13 protein-coding genes are annotated in these 16,567 nt (G+C 42.2%); 6 read left to right on the forward strand and 7 right to left on the reverse strand.

Annotated elements, in window-relative coordinates; all coding sequences use genetic code 11:
• Positions 1 to 412 precede the first annotated feature (412 nt).
• Positions 413 to 1,693, forward strand: coding sequence for an epoxide hydrolase family protein (locus AC1DYB_RS26175; RefSeq protein ID WP_477439357.1), 1,281 nt, complete (start codon positions 413 to 415; stop codon positions 1,691 to 1,693).
• A 131-nt stretch (positions 1,694 to 1,824) separates the two neighbouring features.
• Here AC1DYB_RS26175 and AC1DYB_RS26180 read toward each other — a convergent pair whose 3' ends face one another.
• The 4 genes from AC1DYB_RS26180 to AC1DYB_RS26195 all read right to left on the reverse strand — a co-directional run bounded on the left by AC1DYB_RS26180 (position 1,825) and on the right by AC1DYB_RS26195 (position 6,164).
• Complete coding sequence (locus AC1DYB_RS26180) at positions 1,825 to 3,981, reverse strand: molybdopterin cofactor-binding domain-containing protein (RefSeq protein ID WP_477439359.1); 2,157 nt, start codon at positions 3,979 to 3,981, stop codon at positions 1,825 to 1,827.
• A 32-nt stretch (positions 3,982 to 4,013) separates the two neighbouring features.
• Positions 4,014 to 4,649: a hypothetical protein gene (locus AC1DYB_RS26185; protein ID WP_477439361.1), complete on the reverse strand. Its 636-nt coding sequence runs from the start codon at positions 4,647 to 4,649 to the stop codon at positions 4,014 to 4,016.
• The gene (locus AC1DYB_RS26190; RefSeq protein WP_295718963.1) at positions 4,646 to 5,119 is read right to left on the reverse strand and encodes a (2Fe-2S)-binding protein; all 474 of its coding nucleotides are present in this window, start codon (positions 5,117 to 5,119) and stop codon (positions 4,646 to 4,648) included. The genes AC1DYB_RS26185 and AC1DYB_RS26190 overlap by 4 nt, the downstream gene beginning before the upstream one ends.
• A 148-nt stretch (positions 5,120 to 5,267) precedes the next feature.
• Positions 5,268 to 6,164, reverse strand: a complete 897-nt coding sequence (locus AC1DYB_RS26195; protein ID WP_477439363.1) for a helix-turn-helix domain-containing protein — start codon at positions 6,162 to 6,164, stop codon at positions 5,268 to 5,270.
• Positions 6,165 to 6,317: 153 nt separating this feature from the next.
• On the opposite strand from AC1DYB_RS26195, the gene AC1DYB_RS26200 reads away from it, so the two are divergent.
• The 4 genes from AC1DYB_RS26200 to AC1DYB_RS26215 are packed head-to-tail and all read left to right on the forward strand — an operon-like array spanning position 6,318 to position 8,796.
• Positions 6,318 to 7,169 (forward strand): aldo/keto reductase, encoded by an 852-nt coding sequence (locus AC1DYB_RS26200; RefSeq protein WP_477439365.1) that lies wholly within the window; start codon positions 6,318 to 6,320, stop codon positions 7,167 to 7,169.
• Between the two features lie 17 nt (positions 7,170 to 7,186).
• The gene (locus AC1DYB_RS26205) at positions 7,187 to 7,648 is read left to right on the forward strand and encodes a cupin domain-containing protein (protein ID WP_477439367.1); all 462 of its coding nucleotides are present in this window, start codon (positions 7,187 to 7,189) and stop codon (positions 7,646 to 7,648) included.
• A 29-nt stretch (positions 7,649 to 7,677) separates the two neighbouring features.
• Positions 7,678 to 8,163, forward strand: coding sequence for a nuclear transport factor 2 family protein (locus tag AC1DYB_RS26210; protein ID WP_477439369.1), 486 nt, complete (start codon positions 7,678 to 7,680; stop codon positions 8,161 to 8,163).
• A gap of 27 nt (positions 8,164 to 8,190) precedes the next feature.
• A complete protein-coding gene (locus tag AC1DYB_RS26215; RefSeq protein WP_477439371.1) occupies positions 8,191 to 8,796 on the forward strand; it encodes a flavodoxin in 606 nt (201 codons plus the stop codon).
• Between the two features lie 436 nt (positions 8,797 to 9,232).
• Here the strand turns inward: AC1DYB_RS26215 and AC1DYB_RS26220 are convergent, their stop codons facing one another.
• Together AC1DYB_RS26220 and AC1DYB_RS26225 are read right to left on the reverse strand one after the other, a co-directional pair.
• Positions 9,233 to 9,580, reverse strand: a complete 348-nt coding sequence (locus tag AC1DYB_RS26220; protein ID WP_477439373.1) for a hypothetical protein — start codon at positions 9,578 to 9,580, stop codon at positions 9,233 to 9,235.
• A 340-nt stretch (positions 9,581 to 9,920) separates the two neighbouring features.
• Positions 9,921 to 12,410, reverse strand: a complete 2,490-nt coding sequence (locus AC1DYB_RS26225) for a M1 family aminopeptidase (protein WP_477439375.1) — start codon at positions 12,408 to 12,410, stop codon at positions 9,921 to 9,923.
• Positions 12,411 to 12,892: 482 nt separating this feature from the next.
• Between AC1DYB_RS26225 and AC1DYB_RS26230 the strand changes: the two genes are divergently transcribed.
• Complete coding sequence (locus AC1DYB_RS26230; RefSeq protein WP_477439377.1) at positions 12,893 to 13,249, forward strand: hypothetical protein; 357 nt, start codon at positions 12,893 to 12,895, stop codon at positions 13,247 to 13,249.
• A 139-nt stretch (positions 13,250 to 13,388) separates the two neighbouring features.
• On the opposite strand, the gene AC1DYB_RS26235 is transcribed toward AC1DYB_RS26230, so the two are convergent.
• On the reverse strand, positions 13,389 to 15,911 hold the full coding sequence (locus tag AC1DYB_RS26235) for a histidine kinase dimerization/phosphoacceptor domain -containing protein (RefSeq protein ID WP_477439379.1): 2,523 nt from the start codon (positions 15,909 to 15,911) through the stop codon (positions 13,389 to 13,391).
• Between the last annotated feature and the right edge of the window lie 656 nt (positions 15,912 to 16,567).

The raw sequence follows: 16,567 nt of genomic DNA on the forward strand, positions 1-16,567 counted from the left end.
TTTATAGTTTTGCTGGCCATTTCATCAAAGTGCTTACCAGGCAGGTATCTCGAAACTAATAGCCCTTCATTTCCTTTTTACTTCTCCGGATCTTTAAGGGGATCAATTTTTCTCCTTTCAGTACCTAAAAGCGTTCGGAACAGTGGAGTTTTGCACCTCATCTTGTACACCGATTACCAGGATTTGACTCATGTAACCGGCAAATTTGCCTTGCCGAATAGGCGGCATAACTAATCATGATACCATTTAAGACCACCCTTAGGCTACGATTATAAGTCAGCCCCGTCAGTGTCCGTTTCGCCCATCACTTTGCCTACTTCAGCTATGTTATCCTTATCGTTCCATCCATACGATACTAACTTTGCCTTAGAAAGCAGAACAGAAACAGTTAATAATTGAAATACAACAATAAATGAAGATGTTAAATAATATTGCCCGAATGGTAGCTACCGGAGTATTGATGATCCAAGTTGCTACCGCTGCCGCACAGGGCAATTCAAAAACTGACGAGAGTATACGGCCATTTAAGGTAAATATTTCCGATAGCGATGTCAGAGACCTTCGCCAGCGTATTACAGCTACCAAATGGCCAGGAAAAGAACTTGTAGAAGATGCCTCACAGGGCGCTAAGCTTGCCAAGCTGCAGGAGCTTGCCAGGTATTGGGGAACAGCCTATGATTGGAGAAAGGCGGAAGCTAAATTAAATGCTTATCCACAGTTTAAAACCAAAATTGATGGTGTCGATATCCATTTTATCCACGTCAAATCAAAACATAAAAATGCGATGCCGCTTATTTTAAGCCATGGCTGGCCCGGATCAGTTTTTGAATTTATAAATGTTATTGAACCGCTGACCAACCCGACCGCCTATGGAGGAAAAGCAGAAGATGCTTTTGATGTTATTATACCTTCATTGCCCGGATTTGGCTTTTCTGGCAAACCGGCCACGGAAGGATGGAATACTGACCGTATCGCGAAGGCCTGGATTGTGCTGATGGAACGGCTGGGATACAAGCGTTATGTCGCTCAGGGTGGAGACTGGGGCGCGGGTATTGTCCAAGCCATGGCACTGCAGGCGCCAAATGGCTTATTGGGTATTCACAGTAATTTACCGGCAACGTTACCTATTGAGGCAGCAATGGCTTTGGGAGGCAATACTATACCTGCCGGCTTTTCTGAAATGGAAAGTGCAGCTTTCCAACACCTTAACAATGCAATTAAGACCGGTGGGTTTATCTATAAAACAACAATGGAGCGAAGACCACAGGGAGTGAGCTATGGTTTAACAGATTCACCGATAGGGCTTGCTTCGTGGATTTTCTTACATCCCGGCTTCGATGACTGGTCTTATGGCAATGATCCCAAACAGCTGCCAACCAAAGATCAGGTGCTTGATGATATTTCGCTTTACTGGTTAACCAATACGGCTTCTTCTTCCGCCCAAATTTATTGGGAAAACCGAAACAATAGTATTATCAGTGCAAGTGTAATGAAATCTGACCAGATTACTATCCCGGTAGCGGTTACCACATTTCCGAACGACGTTTATGCTTCTCCGGAAAGCTGGGCACGCCGTGCTTATAAAAACCTCATCTATTACAATGAAGTTGACCGGGGCGGACATTTTGCCGCATGGGGAGAACCCCAACTGTTTGTTCAGGAGATGCGCGCAGCATTCAAATCCATTCGTTAATCCTAGTGGGAGCGGCGATGTCATTGGCTTACCCTCATTAGTTTTATTAATATATCTAATCCCTTTTAGTAAGCCCCATGAATTGTGTCGCCATTGCCTTTCAGGTAAATTCATTCTGTCATTTAACCACCTTAAATGTTGCTCATATCAAATGGCAGTTTCCTTATCCGTTTACCCGTCAGATCAAAAATGGCAGCCGTCAGTGCCGGTGCAAATGGTGGTAGCCCCGGTTCACCAACACCGCCGGCATTTGCATCATTCTCCATAATGTGTACCTCCACCAATGGCATATCATTGATTCTTGGCATTGGATAATTATAAAAATTTCGTTGTTCTACCAAACCATCTTTGAAGGTGATCTGATGAGTAGTAGCAGCACCAAGGGCCATCAATACCGAACCTTCTACCTGGGCATGGATGATATCGGGGTTTACGTACCAACCACAGTCTACCACCGCCCATACCTGATCAATTCTAATTTTCCCGTCGGCTTTTCGTGAAACTTTAACGATCTGGCCAACGGTGGTTGAAAAACATTCGGTAATCGCTACCCCGAATCCGTCGCCATTCTTTTTAGATTTCCAACCAGAAACTTCCTCTAATTTATCGATCAGTTTCTGTTCCCGCTCTTCCTTTAAATATGCCCTTCTGAAATCAAGAGGGTCTTTTTTTACGAGATGGGCCATTTCGTTAAGCAGGCTTTCAAAAGCAAAACCATTGGTAGAAGCATAAACCGACCGCCACCATACATTCGGGATGGGCGTTTCAAAAGGTATATCCGAGAAACTTATATGCTGGATGCTTTTATAATAAGGAGCAAGAAATCCTTCAGTAGTACTACGGTTGGGCTTATCTTTCGGTGCACCCTGCCAGTGCCCGATATTCTGCCCGGCCATTCTGAATTTGAGTGCACTGATTTGACCGTCCTGAATCGCACCCTGGCACCGGTAAGTTATCCCGGCCCTATAGGGGCCCTGTGTCATGTCGTCCTCTCTTGTCCATACTACCTGCACAGGCGTTCCGGTTTCTTTAGAAATTAAGCAAGCCTCATGCGGATAATCCATGAATGCTTTTCTTCCAAAACCTCCGCCTAAAAAGGTCATATTAACAATTACTTTTTCTTTCGGTAACTTGAACTGTGCGCAAATGTAATCCTGTACCCATTCTGGCGCCTGTATCGGTCCCCAAATCTCCAACTTGTCCGGTTGATAAAAAGCAACACAATTCAGTGGCTCCATTGCGCTATGTGATTGGTAAGGCGTTTCATAAACAACATCCAGCTTTTGAGTAGCAGCGCTTAATATCGAATCAGGATCACCCTGTTTTCTTGCGGATAAGCCTTCTTCATTATTGATAAGCTCGTTTTGCTTTTTATAAATGTCGGCGGTGTTCATGTGGTCAAATCCGCTGTCATCCCATTCAATCGTTAATGCTTTTCGACCCTGTATCGCAGCCCAGGTGCTATCAGCCACCACAGCAACACCATCCCTGAAAGTTTGAAATACTCCGGTTTGTATCTTAAACACTTTTTTTACGCCGGGAACTTTCAGTGCCGCACTGGCATCAAATGATTTGAGCTTTCCGCGCAACCGCGGGTTTCGCTCAACGACAGCGTACAACATGCCCGGGATTTTAAAATCCAGCCCGAATACAGCGACGCCATTCGTTTTCAAGGGGGTATCTTGTCTTGCCAGTGGTTTCCCGATCAATTTATAATCCGATCTGTTTTTCAACACGATATCTTTAGGAGCTTCCAGTTTTGATGCGGCTTCTACCAACTCACCGTAATGGAATTTTTTGCCTGAAGGACGATGTAGCACATGTCCTGACTGTGCATAACATTCTGATATTGGTACACTCCACTTTGCGGCAGCCGCCGAAATGAGCATTACACGCGCTGATGCTCCTAATTTAAGTAAATTTTTATAGGACCCACGAATGGTCGAACTGCCACCCGTTACCTGATTACCGTATTTCTCCCGGTTGCCCTGCGCAAAGCGGATATTGATGTCCTTCAAATTGACTTCCAGCTCTTCTGCCACGATTTGCGGGACGGATTGGTAAGCACCCTGGCCCATCTCAGCGCGGTGGCTGAATATGGTAACCTTGCCATTTGTGTCAATATGTATCCAGGCATTCATCTCTATATCCGAAGCCATCGCAGAATCGGCGGTAGCAAGTTTAGCTTCTTCAGCGTTTGAAGAGAAGTAAAGACCGACAAAAAGAGCTGTTCCGGTAAGGCCGGCGGCCCTTAAAAAGTTTCTTCTTGATATGTTACTTGTACTCATAAGGTATTGAGTTAAGTGTAAATAAATCGTTCTTATTTCCCTTTGGGTGCATACGCACCTGTTGTAAGCCAGGTGATCCACGCTTTTTTAAATGCCGCGTGGCTCATAGGTGGCAATTTGCGTCCTTCGCCAGGGTTCCAACCCGAAAGTACCAGGCCATCGTCTGCGTGTTCAATCAGCTTTTTCAAGTCTTTGTGGCCGTTCAGTTTTGGATCTATCAATTGCTTAGCCAATTGGCGCGGTGTGCGGCCCTGGAAAACCATCTTCATATTTGCCGGTGGCAGGTGCCAGTTGGGATTACCGGGAGGGGTATGTAAGCCGGGGATATTGGCAGGCTGGTGACAATTGGAACATTTCATTGCGTATACACCCTTACCATCAATTCCTCTTTGGGGAGACATGGTATGCAGATGACTGTCGTCTCCCTGCAAAGGAATGTTGCCAGACGGGTGGCAGTTCATACATCGGGCACTCGTCAGCACCGTATATACTTGTTTAAACGCCTTAACGGATGCTATACTATCTTTTTTGGCAACTGGCAGCATTGACACAGGTACCTTGCTTTTTCTGTCATCGCTATGGAGCGCAAACGCCATGATGCCGACCATCATTAGCAGAACGCTGATCACGGCGAATACTTTCACCGGAATTTTTATTTGATGTTTCATTTGCTTGCAGCTTCCTTTCTCTGCAACTCAGCAGCTAAATGTATGGCCTTACGAATACGCTGGTAGGTTCCGCAACGACAGATATTACCTGCCATGGCGCTATCAATATCAGCATCGCTGGGATTGGAGTTTTCTTTTAACAAAACCGCAGCCGACATAATTTGCCCTGAGTGGCAATAACCACATTGCGGTACATTTTCTTCGTTCCATGCCACCTGCGCAGGGTGGTTATTATTTTCTGACAGGCCTTCAATCGTAATTACTTGCTGGCCTGCCGCACGGCTTAATTTTGTAACGCAGGAACGTACAGCGTCACCATTCAAATGTACAACGCAGGCCCCGCATTGCGCTACACCGCAACCATATTTGGTGCCGGTTAGGCCGATGACATCCCTGATTACCCATAGTAACGGCATGTTAGGATCGGCATCGACCTGGTGCTGTTTCCCGTTTACTGTAATTGTGATCATAAAATCTATTTAATTCAGTTATCTATCGTTAAAAAAAAACGCGCTGGCTCTCAAACCGGAACGCCGTTACCATAATAAGGTAATCAACTAAATCACCAGTCTCATGTTGGTGATGCCTCCCGGGCTATGATGGAATACGCCATAATTTTTAATTCATTTTGCGATACTCATGCGGGGTTTGCCCAACCCGTTTCTTAAACAATCTTGTAAAATGCTGAGGATATTTAAACCCCAGTTCAAGAGCAACCTGGTTAACAGTCTTATTGCCATCAAAGATCTTTTCTTTGGCCATGTTTATAAGTTTAAACTGTATATATTCCTGCGCAGTTTTGCCCGTTTCTTTTTTTACCAAATCGCCAAAATAATTTGCTGACAAATTCAATTCATCAGCGCAATAAGCAACTGAAGGCAGACCGTTGGTTTCAGGTTTATCCGACGCGAAATAATTGTTTAATAGGTTTTCAAAACTTTCCAACACCCCATGGAGCACATGGCCGCGGGTGATGAACTGCCTTTCATAGAAACGAACACAATAGTCTAAAAAAAGTTCAATATTGGATACGATCAGGCGTTTGCTATGCTTATCTACACCACGCTCCAGTTCGTAATCTATCTTCGAAAAACAATCCAAAACGATATTTCTTTCCCGTTCAGATAAGTGCAATGCTTCGTTTGACTGGTAACCAAAAAACGAATATTCCTGGATTCGCCGGCCCAACGTTGTACCATGTATCAAATCAGGGTGAAATACAAGCGCATATCCTTTGGGTTGGTAGTATTCGCCATTACTATTGACCCCTGCCACCTGACCCGGTGCCATCAATACCAATGTCCCTTCCTGGTAATCGTAAGTATTTCTGCCATATACGAGGTCGCCACATTTTACATCTTTTAAAAACACAATGTAAAAGCCAAAGTACATTTGTGAACCCTGCCTGCGGGCAGCCTTTGACAGGTCGACGACGCTAATTAATGGGTGCTTAGTTTCGTTATTATTGAATGTATTATATTCACTTATGGTGTTAAAACGTCGCATGCTGTCCATAACCGCTTTCTTTTAATTCGAATTTACATTATTAATCAATGCATTGGCAGCAACTTTACCTAAATCAGTAATAATGGTAGAAATACCCGTAATCTATATCCTATCGGGGTCGATAAAACGCATGACCTTTGTATAAGTTAGCTCAAAGAGAACATGCAAAAGGTAAAATTAAATAACGGCGTCGAAATGCCAATCTTAGGATTTGGCGTGTTCCAGGTGACCGACCTGGCAGAATGTGAAAGAAGTGTGGTGGATGCGATTGAAACTGGCTATCGGTTGATCGATACTGCTCAATCTTATATGAATGAAGAAGCAGTGGGCAAAGCAATCAGGCGTAGCGGTGTGACCAGGGAAGATCTGTTTATTACAACCAAGCTTTGGATACAGTCTGACGGCTACGAAGGGACTAAAAAAACTTTTGAAAATTCATTAAAGAAGCTTCAGCTGGATTACCTCGACCTCTACCTGATCCATCAGCCTTACGGCGATGTATATGGTGAATGGCGCGCGATGGAAGCGCTTTATAAAGAAGGTAAAGTAAGAGCTATTGGCGTTAGCAATTTTCAACCGGACCGATTGATTGATCTGATCATTCACAATGAGATCGTTCCTGCTATTAACCAGGTAGAAACCCACCCGTTCCACCAGCAATATGATACGCAACTGTTCATGAAAGAGAATAATGTCCAGATCGAATCCTGGGGGCCGTTCGCCGAAGGCAAGAATGATATTTTTAAGAATGAATTGCTGAAAACTATTGGCGAGAAGCATAACAAATCAATTGCCCAGGTGATCCTACGCTGGCTGACCCAACGAGGCGTTGTTGCCATTCCAAAATCAGTACGCAAAGAGCGGATGGCGGAAAACTTCAATAGCCTCGACTTTGAATTAAGCGCGGATGAGATGGACAAAATCAAAACGCTGAATACTAATGCCAGCAGTTTCTTTGATCACCGCGATCCGGTGATGGTGAAATGGCTGGGCGAAAGAAAACTGGAAAACTAAAACAACGGAATAAAAACATGAAAAAAATACTGTTGATTACCATTTCCTTATCTACCGGGATTACGTTCGGTGCGGCGGCTCAAAACACTCCAATATTTCCAAATGGCGAAATTGTAACTGTAAATAATCATACCGGAACAGTTTGGCTTACTGAACTCAACAAACCAGACAGTACCATTGATATCGCTATAGCAAATGCAACATTTGCACCGGGAGCAAAACTCGACTGGCATATCCATCCCACCGGACAGATCCTGATGATCACAGAAGGAACATGTTATTACCAGGAAAAAGGCAAACCCATCGAGGTGGTTCACAAAGGAGATATCATTAAATGTCTTCCCGGCATCGCACACTGGCACGGCGCATCATACAAAAGTGCCTTTACCTATCTGGCAGTAAGTACAAACAGTGCAAAGAACAAAACGGTATGGCTGCAACGGGTAACTGATGCGGAATACAATAGCGCTAAAAATTAACCAACATATAAAACTTAAAACCTAAGATTATGAAAAAAGCTATTATCGGAATGTTCCTATGTGTCGCCATTGTCCAGCTATCATATGGGCAGGCTAAATTGCCAAATTCACCAGGCACAAGCACGACGAAAGAAGATCAGGAAATACTCGAGCTTTCTAAAACAAAATGGACATGGATGGCAGACAAAAATGTAGAGTCTTTAAACGGACTGTTTGCTGAGAATTGTGTATTTGTTCATATGGGAGGGAGCTGGGGAAAGACCCAGGAACTAAATACCATTAAAGGGGGGATGATTTGGTATAAGAAAGCTGAGGTTTATGGCGCCTCTGTAAACATTTTCGGTAATACCGCCATTCTTTTAAATGATATCGATTTGCTGGCAGTAGTAGGTGGAAACGAAGTAACCCATGCGTTTATGGTGACTGAGGTATACCTTAAAGAAAACGGCAAATGGAAGATGGGTTCGCTCACTTTTTCAACGCTGCTTAGGCCTGTTAAAATGAAATTGCAATAAATAATATTAACCGGTATTGACACGTTTATGTGTAGAAATATTATCTTTTTCTTGCTTTTGATTGCTTTAGCAGGTACAACTGCCTGCTCAAAAGCGCAATCCATCTCCGCCAAAAAGATACTTATCATATACTTGTCCCGGACAAATAATACTAAAGTCGTCGCTCAGATCATTCAGAAGCACGTAGGGGGAGATTTGGTCGCTTTAGAACTTGTTAATCCTTATCCCGAAAACTACCAGGCCATTGTTGCCCAGGTAGTTCGGGAAAATGAATCCGGGTTTCTACCTCCGCTTAAAACGAAGATTGACAACATGTCATCCTATGATTTGGTATTTGTTGGCTTTCCGACCTGGGGCATGCAACTGCCACCACCGATGAAAAGCTTTTTGAAGCAATATGACCAGAGCGGCAAAACTGTCATCCCCTTTAATACTAATGCCGGTTATGGCATTGGCAGCACCTTCCAAACCGTAAAAGAATTCTGTCCTAACAGTACGGTGCTGGATGGTTTTACCATCAAGGGGGGAATAGAAAGGGACGGCATATCAATCGTGATGGAAGGGGAGAAAGGAAAACAGGCAGAGACAGAAATTCAAACATGGTTAAAAAAATTAAAGCTCATTAAGCAATAAGAGGCACCTTCAAATTAACCATTTCTGTATGCGTGGCATTGGCCATAAGCCTAAGTTCAGATGTCCATTGGCCAAAATTAGCTCCTATGATAATATATCATCTAAATGGTAAATATTATGCAATACCACATTCTTATTTTAAATAAGGTGTAAATAATTTTAACATAATATATATGTACATACAATATAAATGGTTTAACATTTACTCAAAATAATTATAGTAATAGCCGGTCAAATGTAAAGCATCGAAATAATGCCCTAAAGGATTATTGGATGGCAGGCCCTGAGCGAAGCGTTGTCCCATGATCTTCACGAAGCCAGTCGGCAGAAAAGACGCTGCCAGCGCTATGCGGCAAAAATAGCCAACCGAATAAAGTACTTGTCCGCTTTTGCCTCATAATAGACCGCTTCAAGTCTGTTCATCACTGCAGGTTTACTATTGTTTACGCGCTTTGAATTTACCCGCGAGGTAATAAATGATCAGGGCAAGGATTGTCCAGTAGACAGCAAAACCGATCAGGAAAAATGGCGGCGGCGTATCCGATTCTTGCCGCAAAAAATCAATAAATGGTATCAGCGGCCCGATCAGTATCAATTTGACAGGTAATAAGATCATGGATACGATGCTTTTCCAGCCTGTTGCCGATCCCATCCCCAGGAAGGACGTGCTATTGCCGGCAGGAAAAAGCCGGGTCTCCAGTCCCAGAATGGAGGTAGTGATAAATTGAAAAGCAAATGCTGAAACAAGGAAGAGCATAACGAATTTTATTCTGGAGGTCTTCATAATCTCGTGTTTTAATTATTAAAAGTACTTTGTTATACAAAGTTAAATAACATTACCCTTCATTCCAAGTATTTAGCAAAATTTACTTACGTTCATTGATGCACATTTCGAGCGCCTTGAAGATAAACATCTACCCTTCGTGCCGTAGATAGTATATATCGCCGGTAAGTTAGGCATCAGTTCTAAAAGGTAGAATCAGATACTGAAAAGAAAAGCCAGATAAAACCCGGATGCAATTGGTCTATCACCCGATTATATTGGAAGCCGGAAGGCTGATTATACACGATCCTTAAATGAAAGAGCCAGCATCCCGAACCGGGTGCTGGTCTCTGATCAATGTTTATGCTTTAGCATCGTTTATTTGTTTAATGGCTTCATTGGCGATTTTTGAAGAGTCATCGTCATTGCTTTTCTTACGCTGCTTACTGATTTCCTCCAATGAAGCGATCAGTCTTGATGCGATGCCGTATTTTTTGTAAGCGATGGCCAGGTCACGGATACTGTTGATACCTTCGGTTACGTAGGCACGGTTAGTCATCCTGCCAATAATTTGAGGTAACGATTGAATAGCATTATCAACTTTTACCTGCACAGAAGCTCTTTTAAACGCCGCTATTACATAAGGCCACTCGGGATCTGCTCCGCTGGTGGCATAAACAGCCACTATAGCCTGCGCAAAAGGTCCCTCTGCCTGTGGCTGTAATTCCTTAGCTGTTTTAAAGGCCTGATCAGGTGCGATGGAATTAAGGGCGGTTAAAGCTGCGCCGCGTACACCGTACGATGGGCTTGATAAAGATACTACATAAAGATCCTTGTAAACCAGCGAGTTTGTTTTGCCCAGCAGTTTTAACGCCGCTGCGCGTACCGGGTAGTTCGGGTCGTTTTTAGCCAGATCGGCCACTGTAGGTAATACAGCTGTCACGAGCGCCTGGTTATCTGCTTTAATGGCTCTGATAGCCTTAATACGTAAACCGTGGTATTTGTCTTTTAAAGCTGCCGTCAATATATATTTACCTTCCGCCGTTGATTGCTGGTCCGCGGCTGCAACAAAAGCCTCCAGGCGATCCATATAAAGCGGGGCATGCTGATATTGAAATGCCAGTTCGGCCAGGCTTTTATGATCTGTCTTGTTTGTTAGCAATATCTTTTCGGCGTCAACATTTACCAGGTCGGGGCGGGCGGCCGTCTTGAAGCTAAGTGTATCCTTTACATGGCTTAACCAAACCTGGTGCCGCTCAGTTTTCCCACCAACGTACACATCAACAGCAATGGGCAATTGAAAAATTTGGCCTTGCTGATTTTGAGCGACAAAAACCTTTTCTGTTTTAGTGGCCTCATCCCAATTATAGGTAATGTCCAGAATTGGGTGACCGGCACCATAATACCATTGGTTGAAATACCAGTTAAGGTCCCTGCCAGATACTTCTTCGAAGGCCAGGCGCAGGTCCTGTACTTCGGCACTTTTAAACGAACGGGCTTTAAGATAAACACCTAAGCCCTTAAAGAAGGCTTCGTCGCCGAGGTAATTGCGCAACATGTTTAGGATCAGGCCGCCCTTGTCATAAATATTGGAACCGTTGATGCCTTCGCTTTCCGTATAATAAAAGGGAACCAGGTTTTGATTAGCGGCGGTCTTATTATTCAGGTAGGCCAGTAACTCGTCATAACGTTTGGCGTCGCCATCGTCCTTGCCATATTTTTTTTCGTTCCAGTATTTTTCACCAAATACAGCGAATGATTCATTCAGCGTTTCGTTACTCCAGCTTTCGCAAGTTGCCAGGTCGCCAAACCATTGGTGGAAAAGCTCATGCGCTATAGTAGTTCCACCCGTGCCGTTCGGATCGTCTACCAATTCCCACGGACTCTTCTGTACATAATCGCCCAGTAGGGTAGCCGAAGAATTTTCCATAGCACCAAGAGGGTAATCCCTAACAACTACCTGCGAATACTTCTCCCAGGGAAAATCGACGCCCAGTGCTTTTGAAAAAAACTCCATCATCTCTGGCGTTTGGCCAAATACCGCCTTTGCATAAGGAAAATATTTAGGCTCCAGATAATAATTAACCTCCTTATTCCGCCATTTATCCTTATATACCTTAAAATCGCCGATGGCCATCATGAAAAGGTATGGCGAATGTGGCAGTTTTTGCTTCCAGGTATCCGTACGGGTACCGTCAGTATTCGATTTCTGGCTGATCAGCAAGCCATTGGATAGGGTAGTGTATTTTGCCGGTACCGTCATGCTTAGTTGTTGCGTGGTCTTTTGCCCCGGGTTGTCAATGGTAGGGAACCAGCACGACGAACTTACCGCCTCGCCCTGTGTCCAGATCTGGATAGGCTTATCAACTTCTGTACCTTTGGGGTTTACAAAGTATAAACCTTTGCCATCTAATTTGTGGCCTGGTTTATCGTGCAACAAGTTTGGCTTTGAGGTATAATCTATAAACACTACGTATTGCTCACCACCCTTATATTTTTTATCAAGCTTAATGTCAAGGTAAAGGCTATCTGAATAGTTGTATTGAAGAGGTTGCAGCTTGCCGCCTTTGACAATGGCAATCTGATGAATATCCATTCCTTTGGCATCAAGCCTCAGTGAATCTGTCGCATAAAAATGAGGCTTTAAGGTCACCCATTCTTTACCGTACAGGTATGACTTCTGGTAATCAAACTTTACATCGAGCCGGGTATCTATAAGATCATTTATTTTTTCAGGTGCTTCACGATACCCCCCGCCGTCCCTGGGGACACTTTGGTGTTGTGCCGAAGCGGTAGAGAAAATGATTGATGAAAGCAGGGGCAGGAGAAAGCGTAAGTACTGTTGTTTCATTATGAAATTGATATTTATTACCACGCAAGATGCATAATGTTTATTGGGAATAAGGTTAAAAGAGGGTCATTTTCGCAAAGAAACAATATTGTTACCGTTTTGTACACCCTACGTCACCGGCGTGTAAACGGTAGCTTCAGCCAGGTCGGGTTAATATAAAAAGGAGCTTTTCTGATTTCGATATAAAGTATCCGGATTTCACCATCGTTACTTATCTAACTACATATTTCATAAATAATAAATTTCTTATTTAATATAAATAATTGTTATTTATATTAGTGTTTTACTAGCGAACTCGTTTAAGATCACCTACGTTGAAAATTTGAACAACCTGAACACATTACGGAGAACTTATTCGCATACCAATGTGTGGTGGGGTTATTTCTTTCGTACTGTGCACTTTTGGTTGGTTGTGGTGATGAGGCTCCACGCTTATTTTGTATTACCGCCAGATAGGGGCTAATGGCTAAATTAATGAAGCTATGCACAACGAATTAAAGCATATTGATAATGTACAAAGTAAATTTGAGGCAGAGTCTACGTTTAACCTACTTCAAATACTTAAACATTCGCAAGAATGGTATAATACTCATTCCCTTATCATAATCAAATACATCCTTTTAAAGAGAGGAGTTCCTGAGATAGATATAGAAAATGCAGACAAGGCGTATAAAATTAAAAACAAACCTGAAGAAAGTATTTTTACTAAAATCCTGGAAGATTCCGCGGGGAGAAAATTTGTTTGGCTAATGGTAGCAATGATAATTATTTTTATCATTCTATTGGCATCAAGAAATTATGCTGCATCAAACTTTGTAGATATGCCATCACGTGACTGATAACTTTCTAATGTCGCCCAACGTGCAGATGCAGCTTAAGGCAACTCTCACGTGCAACGGCTCGGGGCAGATCTATATAGATGCATGACGGGTGATGGATCAAGACCCAAAACATAACAGGAATTAAGATCGGTTTGTATCAGGATATCTCAGTTTTATTATACGAAAGCTGATCTTCCCGTATGATTTTATCAACGCGTTTAAAAGTAAACTTTAGCCCTGTCCCAAAATATCGCTCTAAACTAAATTCACCCTGCAACTGATCGCACAAGCCCCTCATCAGGTTCATACCTAAAGAGTTTGTGGAGTTTAAATCGAAATCAGCAGGTAAGCCCACACCATTGTCGCTTATGTTTAACAGGAAATGATCATCATGGGTTTGCTTTAACAGAATAGTAATTACACCATTCATCTCGTTAGGGAAAGCATATTTAATGGCATTTGTTACAGCTTCATTAATGATGAGGCCCAGGGGAATTGCCTGCACAATGTCAAGATCAACAGTTGCTACATTTAGTTCATAAGTAATTTTATTACGGTCGCTATAGCTTCCTTTAATTTTACTGCTATAGCTGTCTTTTAAATAATATACAAGCTCATAAATATAATCCTTAATATTTATGTGGGTCATTTCATCTGATTGATACAATTTTTGGTGGATTAATGACATGGCGTACATACGTCGCTGGCTATTCCGCATAGCCTCCAGTGCCGATTCATTATTTATATAGGCTGATTGCATTTTTAGTAGGCTCATAGTGGTTTGGAGATTGTTTTTTACCCGGTGATGTATCTCGCGCAACAACCATTCTTTTTCTGTCAGCAGCATTTTCTGATTCTGATTCATTACCTGTAACTCATGGTTTTGCTGATCAATTTCCTCTTTCTGTGCTTGTAGCTTATCATTGCTTTTCTTATTATAATAATAGCGGTTGTAAATCATGATAATTACAAATAGCAACGCGATAAAACCCGCGATAGAAAATTTCCGGGTTGTATTTTCTCTTTGCAAATTCAACTGATTTTGAGCCCGCAGCAATTGAAGATCCTTTTCTCTTTGCTGGGTTTTATATGTGATATCCAAAATTGCAATTTGCTTACTTTGGTTTTTTGAGAATATGGTATCATTTAGCAACGAGTATTTATTGAAGTATGTAAGGGAAGATTGGTAACTCCCCATAACGGAATCTATAATATGAAGTTTAAAGTAAACATTCATGATAATTTCTTTAGGGGTGATCCGCTTGTAAGGATCAGTAAGGAGTTTAGAAAAATAGGTTTTACTTAATTTATAATTTTTTGTTTTCAGGTAGAAGTTACCCAGCGAATGTGCCAATCTAAAGTTCGCCATGCCGCCATTAAGTAGCGGTGTCTTTTTTTCAATATTTTCAGCATCAACATAATATTTCTTCGCCTTTTCCAATTCGTTCATATTTTCGTAACAATGCGCCAAAGTCATATAAACAAATTGCTTATCGGTGGCGTTATTCGGGGGAGATTCCCGTAGTGCATTCTCTGTTAACTTTATAATTCGACGGCTTTCGGAGACGTTTTTTGTTGAAAGCGCGATGTCCCTTAAGCAGGAGTAAATTTCCGAATCCCCACTATGTTGTTCAAATGCTGCCAATGATTTTCTTTTCCATAAAATGCTTTCGCTGGGATCCTGGAGGTAATCATAGGATGAAGCTATCCTTCCGTAAAAATGACCGAGTGCCAGACTATCCTTGTTCGCGGCGATGTTTTTCACAGCATTAAAGGCAAGCTCTAACTCTTTTGGATAATCCGATTTTATTTCCGCCAGATATGCCAGCAAATCAATCGTAAATTGGTTGTATTTAAAATGACTTGCCTTTTGTAAAAAAAGCGACCTCAAAGCTGCATTTTCTGAGCTTTTAAGGTCCTGATTGGCAACACTCATGTAGGCGATATTCATGAGCGTGTTGATCTGGTTGCTGGTATCCTTTAAGCTTTCGAAACCGGTTAACGCTTTATGAAGGCAATCTAATCTAAAAGTTGTGGTGTTTGCCAGAAAAGGACAATACATCCCGGCATAATTCCAGGCTTTTGCAATGATTTTTGTATCTGGGTTTTGCCCTGTATTATCTGTTATTGTTTTGAACCATTTTGTACCGGTGGATATATCATTCCGCTTAAAATAACACTTACCCAACAGGCAGGCGCATTGTAATGACCAATTAGTAAGATGCAATTGATCGCATTCTTTTTTAGCCTGTGTTAAGTAAAAGATGCCACTGTCAATATATTTTGTTTGAAAAGCCGGATGGAAGGCATAATAAGCCCCAATTAATAATGATAACCGCGCATGATTGGCCCCAGTTAATAATGGTAATTTTTTTCTAACACTGTCGCTGTTGTTTTTATCCATCCAACGGCAATTTTCAGCAGTATAGTTACCATCTATTCCTTCGGTTATAACGGGTACGCGGCTCAATTTATGCCACTTGCTGGTTATAAATAAACTGCTATCTAAATCAACTGTCGCGTTTTTTTCTACCGTGTAAAATCCAGAGCTTACCTGTAATAGTGTTTTACTATAGTCTGCCTTAGATAGGGCGGATTGCGCGTAGGTGAAGAATGATGAAAGTGATAAAATCATCCATATCAAACTGGTTAGTGAGTTAAGTACGGATTTCCTTTTCATATAAAATTTATCCGTTAATTCCATTTATGGTAAATATACCTCATATCGGAAAATAAATTGATGTTAATGTACTCGGTTACTAATAGTTGTTTATGGTATTGTAATATACACTTTATATGTTGGGCCATAACACTGCTTCCCTGTAATAACTGCGCCACCTGTTTTGCATGTAATTTCTTCCCCGGGAGTTAGCTACTGTGTGTACACATCTTTTTTAATAAAGAAAAATGTCATTTCGAACGAGCATGCGCAGGGGAAAGCGGGAGGTGCGAGGAGAAATCTTCGACGTCTTGCATGCTCGAATGTCCGCTTTTACAAGATTTCTCCTCACCTCCGGCGCGCAATCCCTCACTGGTTCGTTCGAAATGACAACGTTTTTTAATTATGTGTCAAAAGCAAAAGATGTGTATACACAGTAGGTGAGTTGGAGGCGCTATGGTAAATAGCAATTCAAGTAAAATGCAGGGATGGGTACAGATTTAAAAACCAGAGGTAAACACCCAACTGATATTCTTTTTTTTATGCTAACTGTATCTTTTTGTGTGCCTTGTTAAACCTGAACTTTGGCTTATTATTCATTTAAAAACGCAAGTAAATAACCATACTGATACGGCAGTAAATAGCACGGATCTGTTTAACGCTTGTTCAATTAGCGA

The organism is Mucilaginibacter sp. P2_A4, assembly GCF_056405015.1.